The 17,350-nt window shown below is 74.2% G+C and carries 3 protein-coding genes; all 3 read right to left on the bottom strand.

Annotated features, from left to right (window positions below):
* Genes AC0B61_RS08930 through AC0B61_RS08920 form a run of 3 tightly spaced genes read right to left on the bottom strand, consistent with a single transcriptional unit; the run spans position 1 to position 17,284 of the window.
* Positions 1-1,434: a DHA2 family efflux MFS transporter permease subunit gene (locus AC0B61_RS08930; RefSeq protein WP_471739934.1), complete on the bottom strand. Its 1,434-nt coding sequence runs from the start codon at positions 1,432-1,434 to the stop codon at positions 1-3.
* Positions 1,431-12,554 (bottom strand): type I polyketide synthase, encoded by an 11,124-nt coding sequence (locus AC0B61_RS08925; RefSeq protein WP_471739933.1) that lies wholly within the window; start codon positions 12,552-12,554, stop codon positions 1,431-1,433. The genes AC0B61_RS08930 and AC0B61_RS08925 overlap by 4 nt, the downstream gene beginning before the upstream one ends.
* A gap of 2 nt (positions 12,555-12,556) precedes the next feature.
* Positions 12,557-17,284, bottom strand: coding sequence for a type I polyketide synthase (locus AC0B61_RS08920; protein ID WP_471739932.1), 4,728 nt, complete (start codon positions 17,282-17,284; stop codon positions 12,557-12,559).
* Positions 17,285-17,350 lie beyond the last annotated feature (66 nt).

Here is a 17,350-nt window from a genome sequence, read left to right as displayed (position 1 = left end):
TCAGGCCCCGGCCTTCTGGCGGGTGGCCGCGCGCCGCTGGGCGAGGGCCAGGGTCAGGGCGGTCAGCGCGGCGAGTGCCGCCGCGGCCAGCGACCACCAGAAGGTGACGGTGAACGCCGACATCCGGCTGTCGGCGTTGTCTCCCGCCTCGTCCAGGCCGTTCTGCAGGACGGCCACGAACACGGCCGTCGCGATCGATCCCCCGAGCCGCTGCAGCATGTTGATCTGCGGCGAGGCATCGCTGATCCTGCGCGGGTCGACGGCCCGGAAGGCCGAGGTCATGGCCGGCATCACGGACAGTCCGGCTCCGAAGCCGGAGAGCAGCATGGCGGTGCCGATCACCGCGTACGGCGTGTCCGCCCCGACCAGGACGAACGGCACGGCCGCGGCGAGGCTCAGCGCCGCCCCGAGGAAGGCGGTGCGCCCGCCGCCGAGCCGTTCGACGACCCGCCCGGACAGCCAGGTGGCCGCGGCGGCGCCGATGCTCGACGGCAGCAGCAGCGCCCCGGTGGTGACCGGGTCGGCGCCGCGCACGCTCTGGAAGTACAGCGGCATCAGCACCATGCCCGCGTACATGCCCATGGACAGGAAGACCGTGGTGAGCGAGGCCGACCGGAACACGGCATCGCGGTGGAGTCTGATGTCGAAGAGCGGGTGCGCCGTACGGAGGGTCCTGACGATGAACAGCGCCAGCAGCACGACTCCGGCGGCGAGCACCAGCAGCGGGACGGCCGAGATGTGCCGGCCGATCTCCCCGAACCCGTAGGTCAGGGCGACCATGCTGCCGGAGACGGCCAGGAGCCCGAGCGGGTCGAGCGGGGTCGGGTCCTGCGGTCCGTCGGGGCGCAGCAGTCGCAGGGCGCAGAGCACGGCGACGGCTCCCACCGGCAGGTTGACGAGGAAGATCCAGCGCCAGTCCGCGTAGTGCAGCAGGAGCCCGCCCGCGAACGGCCCGAAGACGGGTGCGAGCACGATGGGCACGCCGACGACCGCCATCACGCGCGGGAGGTTCACCGGTCCGGCGGCCCTCGCGAGGATGATCTGCCCGACGGGCATGATCAGGCCGCCGCCGAGGCCCTGGAGCACCCGGAGGGCGATCAGTTGCCCGGGGGTCTGGGCGGCCGCGCACAGGAGGGAGGCGACCGTGAAGACGACCACCGCGGCCACGTAGGTGCGCTGGGCTCCATAACGGCGCGCCGCCCAGCCGGAGACCGGGATCGCCGCGGCGACCGCGAGGAGGTAGGCCGTCACCACCCACTGGATGGTGTCGAGCGAGGCGTCGAGGCCGGATGCCAGGGCCTTGAGGGCGACGTTGACGATCGTCGAGTCCAGGAAGGACATGGTCGATCCCAGGATGACCACCGTGGCGGCCTTCCGGACGTCGGGGCCGAGGCCCTGACGGGGGGTCGGGTCGGATGCGGTACGTATGCTCACTGCTGGGTCGTCTTTCCCTCGGTGCTGTGCTCCGGCTGCACGGTCCGCAGCCAGTCGTCCACCGCGTCGGCGGCGGTGCCGGCGGCGGCCTCCAGCATGGTGAAGTGGTCTCCGTCGACGTCCACCGCGGTGTGCCGCAGTGGCCAGGAGGCCCGGCGGTCGCCGAGCGGCTGTTCGGCCCGCACCAGCAGGGTCGGGGTCGCGATCCCGTCGGGCGTCCAGCCGTGGAAGTGCCGGAAGTAGCCGCCCATCGCGGTGAGTCGGGCGTCCGTGGTCCAGCCGTACTCCTCCTCCCGGTCGAACATGGCCTTGACCATGTCGGTGCGGAAGGCGGGATCGGCGGCCTCGCCCGGCAGGAAGGTGTCGAGCAGGACCAGTGCCGCGGCCGGGCTGCCGAGCCGTTCCAGCCGGGCGGCGACGTCGTGCGCCGCCCAGCCGCCGGAGGAGTAGCCGACCAGGGCGAACGGTGCGCCGTCGGCGCCGTGCAGCACCGACCGGGCGACGAGTTCGACGATCGCCTCGGCGCTGTCCGGCAGTTCCTCGCCCTGGAGGTAGCCGGGCAGGGGCAGTGCGGAGACCGCGCGCCGCGGTCCGAACCCGGCGGCGAAGCGGGCGTACTGGTGCGGGCTGGACATCGCCGTCAGCGAGGGCAGGCAGAACAGCGTCACTGCGGCGGGGCCGTCCGCGGGGCCCGCCGCGAGGCGGACCGGTTCCAGCAGTCGCCGGGTGTCGGCCACCGACGCGGCCGCGAAGGACGGCCGCAGCTGCGAGGCCACCATCAGCAGGTCGGTCGCCTCCTTCACCTTGCCGTCGGCGCAGGCCTGCCGGTAGAGCAGGCCGATGGTGCCGGCGGGCTCCGCCACCACCGGCGCCGCCGGCCCGGGCAGTTCGCCCCGGAGGTGGTCGGCGAGCAGCCGGGGCGTCGGGTGGTCGAAGACCGCCATGGCACTGAGCGTCAGTCCGGCCGCCGTGTTCAGCCGGTTCCGCAGGCGGACCGAGGTCAGCGAGTCGAAGCCCATCTCCAGGAACTTCCGGTCGGGGTCGACCTGGTCGGGATCGGCATACCCGAGGACCGCGGCCGCCTGGGCGCGGACCAGGGCGAGCGGGTCGGTCAGGTCCGCGGCGGGCGGGGCGACCCGGGAGCCGCGCTTCGGCGCCACGGGCACCAGGTCGTGGAGCAGGGGCGGCAGCCCCTCCTCACGGGCCTGGGCCCGCAGGGCGGGAAGGTCGATCCGGGCGGGCACCAGCACGGGGTGGTCGTGGGTGAGGCCGGCGTCGAAGAGCGCAAGACCCTCCTGCGTGGACAGCGGCAGCATCCCGCCCCGCGAGATCCGCCCCACCTCCACCGCACCCAGACCCGCCGTCATCCCACTGCGCTCAGCCCACAGACCCCACGCCAACGACGTGGCGGGCAGACCAAGACCACGACGGTACTGCGCGAACGCGTCCAGGAACGCGTTCGCCGCCGCGTAACTCCCCTGCCCAGGAGCCCCCAGGACCCCCGACGCCGACGAGAACACCACGAACGCCGACAACCCCAGACCCGCCGTCAACTCATGCAGGTTCACCACCGCATCCACCTTCGGACGCAACACCCCGTCCACCCGCGCAGGCGTCAACGACTCCACCACACCGTCGTCCAACACACCCGCCGCATGGACCACCGCAGTCAACGGCCGACCGGCCGGGACACCGTCCAACAGCTCCGCCAACGCCGCACGGTCCGCCGCATCACACGCCACCACACACGCCGACGCACCCAACCCGGCCAACTCCGCCACGAACTCCGCAGCACCCTCCGACGCCAGGCCACGACGACCCGTCAACACCAGATGACGGACCCCGTGAACCTCCACCAAGTGCCGGGCCACCAACCGGCCCAACACCCCAAGACCACCCGTGACCAACACCGTCCCACCAGGCGCGAACCCCACACCACCGCCCGACGAGTCCAGCCCCGCACGCACCAGCCGAGGCACCGACACCACACCCGCACGCACCGCGACCTGCGACTCCACCCCCACCGCCACAACGCCCAACAGCGCCGACGACTCCGGCGAACCATCCACATCCACCAGCACGAACCGACCCGGATGCTCCGACTGCGCCGACCGCACCAGACCCCACACCGCCGCAGCCGCCGGATCCACCAACCCGTCCCCGGCCGAACCCGACACCGCACCACGCGTCACGAACACCAACCGACGCGAAGCGTCATCCCCGGCCAACACCCCCTGCACCAAGGCCAACACCCCGTGCACCGCAGCCCGCACACCCCCAGAGGTATCCACCTCCACCAACTCCACCGACCCGGACCAACCCCCCTCCTTCGACGGGTTCACCTGCTTCCACTCGACGCGGAACAGGGCGTCCCGGGCAGCGAGCCGGTCCTTGGCCAGCGGGCGCAGCAGCAGCGAGTCGACCTCGGCGACCAGGGCGCCCGTCCCGTCGTGGACGGTCAGCGCGACCGTGTCCGCGCCGGCCGGGGCGATCCTGACCCGCAGGGTCGAGGCGCCCGCGGTGTGCAGCGTGACCCCGTTCCAGGAGAAGGGGAGGCGGATCCCGCCCCCGTCGAGGAAGGAGCCGAGACCGACGGCGTGCAGGGCGGCGTCGAGCAGCGCCGGGTGCAGGCCGAACCGGCCCGCCTGCTGCTCCTGGTCCAGCCGGACCTCCGCGAACACCTCCGCCCCACGCCGCCAGGCCGCCCGCAGGCCCTGGAAAGCGGGACCGTAGGCGAGGCCGGCGTCGGCCAGGCCCTGGTAGAACCCGTCGAGCGCGATGCTCTCGGCGTGCTCCGGCGGCCAGACCTCCCGTACGGCCGGTGCGGGCGCCCCGGCGTCCGAGAGGACACCGGAGGCGTGCCGGACCCAGGGCTGCCCGGGTTCGTCCGCGCCGCGCGCGTACACGGCGAGTGCGCGCCGGCCGCGGGCGTCGGCCGGGTCGAGCGCCAGTTGCAGCTGCACCGCACCGGAGGCGGGCAGTACGAGGGGGGCTTCCAGGGTGAGTTCCTCGACCCGCTCGCAGCCGGCCTGTTCACCTGCCTGGAGCGCCAGTTCGACGAAGGCGGTGCCGGGCAGCAGCACGACGCCGTTCACGGCGTGGTCGGCCAGCCAGCGGTGCGAACGCAGCGACAGGCGGCCGGTGAGGACGGTGCCCTCCGAGCCCGCGAGAGCGACCGCCGCGCCGAGCAGCGGGTGGCCGACGGCCTGCACGCCGGCCGAGGCGACATCGCCCGTGCCGGTGCCGGACTCCAGCCAGTAGCGCTCCCGCTGGAAGGCGTAGGTCGGCAGGTCCACCTGCGCAGCACCCGGGTACACCAGGCTCCAGTCCACGTCGACGCCGTGGACGAACGCCTCCGCGAGCGCGGTCGTGAAGCGCTGTGCGCCGCCGTCCTGGCGTCGCAGGGTGCCGAGGGCCGGGGCGTCCAGACCCGGGACCAGGACCGGGTGGGGGCTGACCTCGATGAACACGTGGCCCTGCGCGGCCAGTTGACCGGCGGCCTCCTCGAAACGCACGGTCTGGCGCAGATTGCGGTACCAGTACCCCGCATCCAGCTCACCCCCCTCCAACCACTCACCCGTCACCGTCGACAGGAACGGCACCTCCGCCGCCACCGGCCGAAGACCCGCCAACACCTCCAACAACTCCCCCTCAAGCCCCTCCACCTGCGCCGAATGCGACGCGTAGTCCACCGGAACCCGACGCGCACCCTCCACCCGCGCCAACAACTCCTCCAACGGCCCCACCGCACCCGAGACCACCACCGAACGCGGCCCGTTCACCGCCGCCACCGACAACCCGTCCACCAACAGCGCCTCAGCCTCGGCCCGGCCCACCGGCACCGCCACCATCCCGCCACGCCCCGACAACGCCAACAGCGCCCGAGACCGCAACGCCACCACCCGCGCCCCGTCCACCAGACTCAACGCCCCGGACACACACGCAGCCGCGATCTCCCCCTGCGAATGACCCACCACCGCAGCCGGCACCACACCGAACGAGCGCCACAACGAAGCCAGCGACACCATCACCGCCCACAACACGGGCTGCACCACATCCACCCGCGCCAGCGCCGCCTCATCAGCCAGCACCTCATCGAGCGACCAGTCCACGAACCCCGACAACGCCTCCCCGCACTCCGCCAACCGCGCCGCGAACACCGGCGACACCCGCGCCAACTCCACCGCCATCCCGACCCACTGAGACCCCTGCCCCGGGAACACGAACACCGGCTTGGCAGCCGTACGCGCGCTCCCCGTGACGACGTGCTCGACGGGCTCCGAGGCGACCAGCGCGGCCAGGCCGTGGCGGAATCCGTCCCGGTCGGCCGCCACCACGGCGGCCCGGTGCTCGAAGGCGGTGCGGGCCGTCGCCAGGGACAGTCCGACGTCCGCGGCGGACCGCTCGGGGTGTGCCTCCAGGTGGGCGGCAAGCTCGCGGGCCTGGGCGCGCAGCGCCCCGGCGGACTTCGCGGAGAGGATCCAGGGCAGCACCGGGTCGACCATCACCGGGGCCTGGGCCACCGGCCCGGCAGCCGGCTCGGCCGCCGGGCCCTCGGGCGCCTGCTCCACGATGACGTGGGCGTTGGTGCCGCTGATCCCGAAGGAGGACACCGCGGCCCGGCGGGGCCTCGAGGTCTCCGGCCAGGGCCGGGCCTCGGTCAGCAGCGACACCGCGCCCGCGGACCAGTCGATGTGCGGGCTCGGCTCGTCGACGTGCAGGGTCCTGGGCATCAGGCCGCCCCGGATGGCCATCACCGACTTGATGATGCCGCCGACGCCGGCCGCGGCCTGGGTGTGCCCGATGTTCGACTTGAGGGAGCCCAGCCACAGCGGCCGGCCCTCCGGGCGCTCCCGGCCGTAAGTGGCGAGCAGCGCCTGCGCCTCGATCGGGTCTCCCAGCTTGGTCCCGGTGCCGTGCGCCTCGACCAGGTCGATCTGGTCGGAGGTCAGCCTCGCCTGCGCGAGGGCCTGGCGGATCACCCGCTGCTGGGCGGGGCCGTTGGGCGCCGTCAGACCGTTGGACGCACCGTCCTGGTTGACGGCCGAGCCGCGGATCACGGCCAGCACCCGGTGGCCGTTGCGCCGCGCGTCGGAGAGCCGCTCCAGGAGCAGCAGGCCGACGCCCTCGCCCCAGCCGGTGCCGTCCGCCGCGGCGGCGAAGGACTTGCAGCGGCCGTCCGAGGCCAGCCCGCGCTGGAGGGAGAACTCCACGAAGGTGGTGGGCGTCGCCATGACGGTCACACCTCCGGCGAGCGCCAGCGAGCACTCGCCCTGGCGCAGGGCCTGTGCCGCGAGGTGCACGGTGACCAGGGAGGAGGAGCAGGCGGTGTCGACCGTGACGGCCGGGCCCTCCAGGCCGAGGGCGTAGGAGATCCGGCCGGACAGCACGCTGCCCGCATTGCCGGTGCTGAGGTAGCCGTCCACGCCCTCGGGCACCTCGCCGAGCCCGCTCGCGTAGTCGTGGTACATGACGCCGGCGAAGACGCCGGTGCTGCTGCCCCGGACGGAGGACGGGTCCACCCCGGCCCGCTCGAAGGTCTCCCAGGCGGTCTCCAGCAGCAGCCGCTGCTGCGGGTCCATGGCCAGCGCCTCACGCGGCGAGATCCCGAAGAAGCCCGCGTCGAACTCGCCCGCCTCGTGGAGGAAGCCGCCCTCCCGGACGTACGAGCGGCCCGGAGCGTGCAGGTCCTGGTCGAACCGAGCCTCGCCGAACAGGGCCGCCAGGTCCCAGCCACGGTCCTCGGGGAAGGCGCCGATGCCGTCGCGGCCGGCCGCCACCAGGTCCCAGAGGTCCTCGGGCGAGCGCACCCCGCCCGGGTAGCGGCAGGCCATGCCGACGACTGCGATCGGGTCGTCGTCGGCCGAGCCGCCCGGGACGGCGGGGACGGCGGGCTGCTCGGCCGCGGCGTCCAGGCCGGGCTCCCCCACGAGTTCGGCGCACAGGTGCCGGACCAGGGCCGCCGGACTGGGGTGGTCGAAGATCAGGGTGGCGGGCAGGCGCAGGCCGGTCTCGGTGGTGAGGCGGTTGCGCAGCTCGACCGCGGTGAGCGAGTCGAAACCGAGCTCCGTGAAGGCCCGGTCGACGGCCACCGCGTCCGCCGCGGCGTGGCCGAGGACCGCGGCCACCTGGGTGTGCACCAGGTCCAGCAGGGTCCGCTCCGACCAGTCGGTACGGTTCGCCGCGGCCACCGAAGCGGCGGCGGTACGGCGGAGGGGAACCCGCACCAGGCCGCGCAGCAGCGCGGGCACCGCCACCGGGCCGCCCGGTGACCGGAGGTCGAGGGGCGTCGGCACCAGCAGCGCCTCGTCCGTGCCCAGCGCCAGGTCGAACAGCCGCAGGCCCTCCGTCGCGGAGAGCGCGGCGAGGCCGGATCCGGTGATCCGCTCCCGGTCGCCGCTCGCGAGCCGGCCGCCCATGCCACTGCCCTCGGCCCACAGGCCCCAGGCCAGCGAGGTGGCGGGCAGGCCGAGGCCGCGGCGGTACTGGGCGAGGGCGTCCAGGAAGACGTTGCCCGCGGAGTAGCTGCCCTGGCCGGGGGCGCCGAAGACGCCGGAGGCGGAGGAGAACAGGACGAAGGCGGCGAGCCCGCGGTCCTTGGTGAGCTCGTGCAGGTGCCAGGCGGCGTCCGCCTTCGGGCGCAGCACCGTGTCGACCCGCTCCGGGGTGAGCGAGCCGATCACCCCGTCGTCCAGCACGCCCGCCGTGTGGACCACGCCCACCAGGGGCTGCTCGGCCGGGATGCCGTCCAGCAGCTCGGCCAGCGCCGTACGGTCGGTGACGTCGCAGGACACGACCCGGGCCGAGGCGCCGAGGGCCGCGAGCTCCTGGACGAGTTCGGCGGAGCCCTCGGCGGCCGGCCCGCGGCGGCTGGTCAGCAGCAGCTGCCGGACCCCGTGCTCCCGGGCCAGGTGGCGGGCCAGCAGGCCGCCGAGCCCGCCGGTGCCACCGGTGATCAGGACGGTGCCGTCACCGTCCCAGGGGGACGCCTGGTCCGGCGCGCCCGTCGCCCGGGCCAGTCGGGGGGCGAGCACCTGGCCGCCGCGCAGCGCCAGCTGGGGCTCGTCGAGGGTCAGGGCGGCCGCCAGGGCGGCCTCGGAGGCGGCGTCGCCGTCCAGGTCGACGAGGCGGAAGCAGCCGGGGTTCTCGGCCTGGGCCGACCGGACGAGGCCCCAGACCGGCGCCTGCTCCAGGCCGTTCACCTGCTCGCCGGGGCGGACGGCCAGGGCGGCGCGGGTGACGAAGACCAGCTGGGAGGACTGGTGGCGGGAGTCGGCCAGCCAGGCGTGCAGGAGGGCGAGGGCGCCGTGGGTCGTGCCGTGGACGTCGGCGACGAGCCCGCCCGCCGCCGCGTCCACCCGGTCGCAGGACACCAGGACGGTGGCCGGCACCGGGTCGAGGGCCAGCAGCTCCTCGACCGAACCGACCCGGCACTGCACCGACTCGGCGGCGTCGGGGAGCGGCTGGGCCGCCCAGTCGACGCGGAACAGCGAGTCGCTCCGCTGCCGCTGCTGCTGCCCGGCCACCGGGCGCAGCGCCAGCTCCTCGACGGTGGCGACGGGCGCGCCCGTCCCGTCCGCGACGTCCAGGGCGACGGCGTCGGGGCCCGCCGGGGACAGCCGGACCCGCAGAGCCGACGCACCGGTCGCGTGGAGGGTGACTCCGGACCAGGAGAACGGAAGGCTGGGCCTGTTGTCGGTGACGAACTCGCCCAGTCCCACGGCGTGCAGGGCCGAGTCGAGCAGCGCCGGGTGCAGGGCGAAACGGCCGGCATCCTGCTCCTGAGGCAGCTCGACCTCCGCGAACACCTCCTGGCCGCGCCGCCACACCGCGCGCAGCCCCCGGAAGGCCGGGCCGTAGCCGAAGCCGGCCTCGGCCAGGTGCGGGTAGAGTCCCTCGATCGACACCTCCTCCGCGTCCTGCGGGGGCCAGACGGTGGTGGCGGTGGTGGCGGTCGTCCCGGTGGTTCCGGTGGGGCGGGTGGGCGTGGCGAGGCCCAAGCGGCCGGTCGCGTGCCGGGCCCAGGGCTCGTCCCCGCGGCGGGAGTGGAAGCTGAGCGGGCGAGACCCCTGCGCGTCGGGGCGGCCGACGCTGACCTGGAGCTGGACGGAGTCCTGCTCGGGCAGGACGAGCGGGGCCTCGATGGTGAGCTCGTCGATGCGGTCGCAGCCCACCTGGTCACCGGCGCGAACGGCCAGCTCCACGTAGGCGGTTCCGGGCACGAAGACGGTGCCGGCGATGGCGTGGTCCGCCAGCCAGGGGTGGGTGCTCACCGACAGCCGCCCGGTGAACAGGACCTGGTCGTCGTCCGCCAGCACCACCATCGCGCCGAGCAGCGGGTGTCCGACCGGGAGCACGCCCGCGGAGGCGACGTCGCCCACGCGGTCGACGGTCGTCCAGTAGCGCTGGCGCTGGAACGGGTACGTCGGAAGGTCGACGCGGCGGCCGGAGAACACCGCCCGCCAGTCGGGGACGACTCCGTGGGTGAAGAGCTCGCCGAGCGCGGACATCGCCGCGAGGGACTCCTCACGGTCGCGGCGCAGGAGGGGGGTGAAGGCGTGGACGTCGGTGTTGGCGTCGGTGTCGGTGAGGCAGTCCTGTGCCAGGGCGGTCAGGACGCCGTCCGGGCCGAGTTCCACGAAACGGGTCACGCCCAGCTCCGCTGCGGTGCGCACACCGTTGTGGAACAGCACCGCCTGGCGGACATGCCGCACCCAGTAGTCCGGGGACGTCAACTCCTCCGCGGTAGCGAGCGCGCCGGTCACGTTGGAGACCACCGGGATCCGGGGCTCACCGGCCGCCAGACGGCTGACCACTGCACCGAACTCGGCCAGCATCGGCTCCATCAGCGGCGAATGGAAGGCGTGGCTCACCGACAGGCGCTTGACCCGGTGACCGGCTGCCACTGCGTCCTGCTCGATCTTCTCGATCGCCTCCGCGGCGCCCGAAAGCACCACCGACCGGGGGCCGTTGACGGCCGCGACATCGACCAGGCCCTCACAGCCGGCCAGGAGTTCTGCCGCAGCCTCGGGCGTCACAGCCACCGCGAGCATCGCGCCACCCGCAGGCAGCGCCTGCATCAGTCGCCCCCGCGCCGCCACCAACGCGGCAGCGTCCTCCAACGAGAACACCCCCGCCACATGCGCCGCCGCCACCTCACCGATCGAGTGACCCAGCAGGACGTCCGGGCGAACACCCCACGACTCCACCAAACGGAACAGCGCCACCTCCAACGCGAACAACCCCGCCTGCGCCCACACCGTCCGGTTCAACAGCCCGGCATCGGTGCCGAACACCACATCCCGGACCGAACCGTCCAGATGCCTGTCCAGTTCCGCACACACCGCATCGAACGCACCCGCGAACACCGGGAACACGTCGCACAACTCCCGGCCCATCCCCAACCGCTGGGAACCCTGACCAGTGAACAGGAACGCCGTCTTGCCGGACACCGCAGTCGCGCGGTCCGGGAGGGCGGCCAGCCCCGCCAGGAGCTCTTCGCGCGTGGTCGCGGTGACGGCGGCCCGCTGCTCGAACAGCGGTGCCAGGGTGAGCGAGTGGGCGATGTCCGCGACGGCCAGCTCGGGGTTGGCCTCCGCGTGGGCGCGCAGTTGCTCCGCCCGCGCGCGCAGGGCCTCGGGTGTCTTCGCGGAGAGGATCCACGGCACCACCGACGGCCGGGGCCCGGCGGGCCCGGTCGGCTCGGCCGGCTCGCTCGACTCCTCGTCAAGCGGGGCCTGTTCGAGGATCAGGTGGGCGTTGGTGCCGCTGACGCCGAAGGCGGAGATGCCGGCCCGGCGCGGCGCGTCGGTGCTCGGCCACGGGTTGGCCTCGGCCAACAGCTGGACCGCACCGGCCGACCAGTCCACGTGCGGGGTCGGCTCGTCGACGTGCAGCGTCCGCGGCAGCAGGCCGTTGCGCATCGCCAGGACCATCTTGATCACGCCGGCCACACCCGCCGCGGCCTGGGTGTGCCCGATGTTGGACTTCACCGAGCCCAGCCACAGCGGCCGCTCCTCGGACCGCCCGCGGCCGTAGGTGGCGAGCAGCGCCTGCGCCTCGATCGGGTCGCCGAGCCTGGTGCCGGTGCCGTGGGCCTCGACCGCGTCGATCTGGTCGGCGGTCAGCCGCGCGTTGGCGAGGGCCTGGCGGATGACGCGCTGCTGCGCGGGGCCGTTGGGGGCGGTCAGACCGTTGGAGGCGCCGTCCTGGTTGACGGCGGAGCCGCGGATGACGGCCAGCACCCGGTGTCCGTTGCGCTTGGCGTCGGAGAGCCGCTCCAGCAGGAGCAGGCCCGCGCCCTCGCCCCAGCCGGTGCCGTCCGCGGCGGCCGCGAAGGGCTTGCAGCGGCCGTCCGAGGCGAGCCCGCGCTGGCGGCTGAACTCGACGAAGACGCGCGGAGTGGACATCACCGTGACGCCGCCGGCCAGCGCCAGGCTGCACTCGCCCCGGCGCAGTGCCTCGGCGGCCAGGTGCAGGGAGACCAGGGAGGCGGAGCAGGCGGTGTCGACCGTGACGGCGGGCCCTTCGAGGCCGAGCACGTAGGAGAGGCGGCCGGACAGGACGCTCGCGGCGTTGCCGGTGCCGATGTAGCCCTCCAGCCCGTTCTCGGGGGGCTGCCCGCCGAACAGGGAGCCGTAGTCCTGGCCATTGGTGCCCATGAACACGCCGGTGCGGCTCTCGCGCAGGGCCGTCGGGTCGAGGCCCGCGCCTTCGAGGGTCTCCCAGGCGACTTCGAGCATCACCCGCTGCTGCGGGTCCATGGCCCGCGCCTCACGGGGGCTGATGCCGAAGAACGCGGGGTCGAAGTCGGCTGCCCCGTCGAGGAATCCGCCCTCGCGGACGTAGCTGGTGCCGGCCTTGTCCGGGTCGGCGTCGTAGAGGGCGGCGAGGTCCCAGCCGCGGTCCTCGGGGAACGGCACCAGGGTGTCGGTCCCCGCCGCCAGCATGTCCCACATCTGCTCGGCCGAGCGCACACCGCCGGGGAAGCGGCAGCCGATGCCGACGATCGCGATCGGCTCGTGGCTGCGGTCCTCGGTGTCCCGCAGGCGCCGGTTGGCGTCGTCGAGGTCGGCCGTGACCCGCTTGAGGTACTGGAGAAGCTTTTGTTCGTTGCTCATGTTCAGCGGGTTCCGTACTTCTGGTCGATGTAGGCGAAGAGGTCGTCCGCGCTGTCCAGCGCGGGGCTCTCGGCGGATTCGTCGGTTTCATGGGAGCCGTGGGAGCCATGGGGACCATGGGCCACGGCGGCGGCGCGGGCGACCGCGAGGAGGGCTTCCAGACGGCCCAGCACCTCGGTGTGGAGCGCGTCGGGGTCGAGGCGGAGCAGGGCGCTCTCCAGCCGGCCGAGGTCGGCGAGCAGCCGGGTGACGGCGGTGCCGCCGAGTTCGGTGTCCAGGAACCTGGCCAGCGCCTGCGGGTTCGGATGGTCGAACACGACGGTCGCGGGCAGGGCGAGACCGGTGGCGGCGCCGAGCACGTTGCGCAGGTCGACCGCCATCAGGGAGTCGAAGCCGAGGTCGCGGAACGGCCGGGTGGCGTCCACCTTGTCCGCGCCGCCGTGGCCGAGCACCGCGGCCGCCTGGGCGCGGACCAGGTCGAGCAGCGCCGGCAGCCGCTCCTCGTCGGGCAGGGTCGTGAGCGTCTCGCGCGGTCCCGGGCCGTCCGCGGCCCGCGGCACCGCCTCGGGTATCGCGGACAGCAGCGGGCTCGGCCGGACGGCGGTGAACCCCGGGGCGAAGCGGCTCCAGTCGATGTCGACGACCGCCAGGCAGGCGTCGCCGTGGTCGAGTGCCTGCTGCAGCCCGTCGAGTGCGCGCCCGGGTGCCATGGCGCGCACGCCGTGCCGACTGAGCCGGTCGCTCACGGCCGCCTCCCCGGCGGCCATGCCACCGCCGTCCCAGGCGCCCCAGGCGATGGCGGTCGCGGGCAGTCCGTCGGCGCGGCGCTGCTCGGCGAAGGCGTCCAGGAAGGCGTTGGCGGCGGCGTAGTTGGCCTGGCCGGAGCCGCCGACCGCGCCGGAGAAGGAGGAGTAGAGCACGAACGCGCTCAGCTCCTTCGCCAGGGTCAGCTCGTGCAGGTTGAGGGTCGCCGCCACCTTGGGCCGCAGCACGGTGGCGAGCCGGTCCGGGGTGAGCGAGTCGAGCACGCCGTCGTCGAGCACGCCGGCCGTGTGCATCACCGCGGTGAGCGGGAACTCCTCCGGGACGGTCGCGAGCAGGGCGGCGAGCTGTCCGCGGTCGGCCACGTCGCAGGCGGCGACGGTGACCCGGGCGCCCCGCTCCTCCAGGTCCGCCACGAGCGCGGCGGCCCCGGCGGCCTCGGCGCCCCGGCGGCTGGTCAGCAGCAGGTGGTCGACGCCGAGGTCGGCGAGCCGACGGGCGAGGTGCCCGCCGAGCGCCCCGGTGCCGCCGGTGACCAGGACCGTACCGGACGGCCGCCACGCGGTGACCGGCGCGGCCGCCCGCTGGGCGCGCACCAGCCGGCGGACGTACAGACCGTCGCCGCGGACGGCCAGTTGGTCCTCGCCGCCGGCTCCGGCGAGGGCGCCGCACAGCCGGGCCAGCGAGGCCTCGTCGAAGGTCTGCGGCACGTCGATCAGCCCGCCCCAGCGGTCCGGGGCCTCCAGCGCCGCCGCCCGGCCGAGTCCCCAGACCTGGGCCTGCGCAGGGTCGGCGAGCCGCTCGGCCGGGCCCACGGCCACGGCGCCCCTGGTCACGCACCACAGCGGCGCGTCGATCCCGGCGTCGCCCAGCGCCTGCTGCAGGAGCAGCACCTCGGTCAGCCCGGACTCGCCAGTGGCCGACGGCAGCCGCAGGACACCGGCCAACTCCTCGTCTTCGCCGACGACTTCGCGCAGCCGTACGGCCAGGTCCCGGCGGGTCGGGGCCGCGTCGGCCAGGTCCGCGCCGATCACCGTGGCGCCGCGGTCCGCCAGGGCAGCGCCCACCGCGCCGCGCTCGGCCCCGAGCACCAGCCAGGTGCCGTCGAGCGTGGCGGCCCCGGGGTCGCCGACGGGCTGCCAGACGGCCCGGTACTGCAGATCGGCCGAGGACGGGGCAGCCGACGCGACCGCCCCTGCGGCGGGGGCCGTCCGGGGCCAGTAGCGCTGACGCTGGAAGGGGTACGTGGGCAGGTCGACGCGGTGCGCGCCCGAACCCTCGTACACGGCCTGCCAGTCGGGGGCGGTGCCCCAGCAGTGCAGCGCGCCCAGGGCGGCGGCGACCGTCTGGTCTTCGGGGCGGTCACGGCGCAGGAGGGGGGCGAAGGCATGCGCGTCGGTGTTGCTGTCGGTGTCGGTGAGGCAGTCCTGGGCGAGTGCCGTCAGGACGCCGTCCGGGCCGAGCTCCACGAAACGGGTCGCGCCCAGTTCCGAGGTGGTGCGGATGCCGTCGTGGAACAGCACCGCCTGGCGGACGTGCCGCACCCAGTAGTCCGGGGACGTCAGCTCCTCCGTGGTGGCGAGCGCGCCGGTCACGTTGGACACGACCGGGATCCTCGGCTCGGCCGCCGCCAGACGGCTGACCACTGCACCGAACTCGGCCAGCATCGGCTCCATCAACGGCGAGTGGAAGGCGTGGCTCACCGACAGGCGCTTGACCCGGTGGCCTGCCGCCACTGCGTCCTGCTCGATCTTCTCGATCGCCTCCGCGTCGCCCGAGAGCACCACCGAGCGGGGGCCGTTGACGGCGGCCACATCCACCAGGCCCTCACAGCCGACGAGCAGCTTCCCCGCTTCTTCGGCCGGCATCCCGACCGCGAGCATCGCGCCACCCGCAGGCAGTGCCTGCATCAGCCGACCCCGCGCCGCCACCAACGCAGCAGCGTCCTCCAACGAGAACACCCCCGCCACATGCGCCGCCGCCACCTCACCGATCGAATGCCCCAGCAGGACGTCCGGGCGCACACCCCACGACTCCACCAAACGGAACAGCGCCACCTCCAACGCGAACAACCCCGCCTGCGCCCACACCGTCCGGTTCAACAGCCCGGCATCCGCACCGAACACCACATCCCGGACCGAACCGCCCAGATGCCCGTCCAACTCCGCACACACCGCATCGAACGCACCCGCGAACACCGGGAGCGCCCCGTACAACTCCCGACCCATCCCCAACCGCTGGGAACCCTGACCGGTGAACAGGAACGCCAGCTTCCCGCCCGAAGCAGCGGACTCCACCACCTCCTGGCACGAGCGCCCCTCTGCCAGAGCCGCAAGCCCTCGCAGCAACCCCTCCCGGTCCGCCACCACCACCGCCGCCCGGCGATCCAGCACGGCCCGCGTCGTCGCCAGGGAGTGGCCCACGGCCGGGAGGGGCAGCTCGGGACGGTCCGCGAGGAAGGTCCGCAGCGAGCCCGCCTGGGCTCGGAGCCCGGCCTCGTCCGGCGCGGACAGCACCATCGGCACCGCACGGCCCGACACCGACGCCGGGGACGCCGCGGCCGTGGACGAGGAGTCCGGCCGCTCGACCGGGGGCGCCTCCTCCAGGATCACATGGGCGTTGGTCCCGCTGATGCCGAAGGACGAGACGCCCGCGCGGCGCGGCTGGTCGGTCCGCGGCCAGTCGACGTTCTCGGTGAGGACCCGTACGGTGCCGGCCGACCAGTCGACCTGGGGGGTCGGCTCCTCGACGTGCAGGGTCTGCGGCAGCACACCGTGCCGCAGCGCCAGCACCATCTTGATGACCCCGGCCACGCCCGCGGCCGCCTGGGTGTGCCCCAGGTTGGACTTCACCGAGCCCAGCCACAGCGGACGGTCCGCCGGCCGCTTCCGCCCGTACGTGGCGATCAGTGCCTGCGCCTCGATGGGGTCGCCGAGCTGGGTGCCCGTACCGTGCGCCTCCACGGCGTCGACCTGGTCGGCCGTCAGTCGGGCGTTGCCGAGGGCCTGTTCGATGACCCGCTGCTGCGCGGGCCCGTTGGGCGCGGTGATCCCGTTCGAGGCGCCGTCCTGGTTGACGGCGGAGCCGCGGAGCACGGCCAGCACCTGGTGGCCGTTGCGCCGGGCGTCCGAGAGCCGCTCCAGCAGCAGGATGCCTGCTCCTTCGCCCCAGCCGGTGCCGTCCGCCGTGGCCGAGAAAGCCTTGCAGCGGCCGTCGCGGGCGAGGCCGCCCTGGCGGCTGAACTCGGTGAAGAGCGTGGGCATGGACATCACGGTGGCGCCGCCGACGAGGGCGAGCCCGCACTCCCGGCGCCGCAGGGACTGGGCGGCGAGGTGGAGCGCGACCAGCGAGGCCGAGCAGGCGGTGTCGACCGTCACGGCGGGCCCTTCCAGCCCGTACACGTAGGACAGGCGCCCGGAGAGCACGCTCGCGGCGTTGCCGGTCATGATGTGTCCGGCGAGGTCGTCGGTGGAGTTGATCGCCACCGGGGCGTAGTCCTGGCCGTTGGTTCCGACGAACACTCCCGTTCGGCCGCCCCGCAGCGAGCCGGGGTCGATGCCGGCCCGCTCGAAGGCCTCCCAGGAGGTCTCCAGCAGCAGCCGCTGCTGCGGGTCCATGGCCAGGGCCTCGCGCGGGGAGATCCCGAAGAACCCGGCGTCGAAGTCGGCCGCGTCCGGCAGGAAGCCGGCCTGGCGCGCGTGCGAGCCGCCCTCGGCGGCGGGCGCGAGCAGGGCCGGGAGGTCCCAGCCCCGGTCGGTGGGGAAGCCGGTCATGGCGTCGCCGCCCGAGACGAGCAGCCGCCACAGCTCCTCGGGGCTGTTCGCCCCGCCGGGGAACCGGCAGCCCATCGCGATGACCGCGAGGGGCTCGTGGTCCCGGCTCTCGCTGTCCCGGAGGCGCTCCTGCGTCTGCTCCAGCTCTGTCGACACTCGCTTGAGGAAGTACCGGAGCTTTTCTTCGTTGGACACGGGCTGGTTCTCCGTCGGGGAAGTGCCTGGTGCGGGATGGGGGTCGTTCATCGGCGTCGTGGTGCC

The organism is Kitasatospora sp. NPDC023385 (assembly GCF_055664045.1).
The sequence above is the reverse complement of the archived record's forward strand: the minus strand, read 5'-3'. Positions and strand labels throughout refer to the sequence as shown.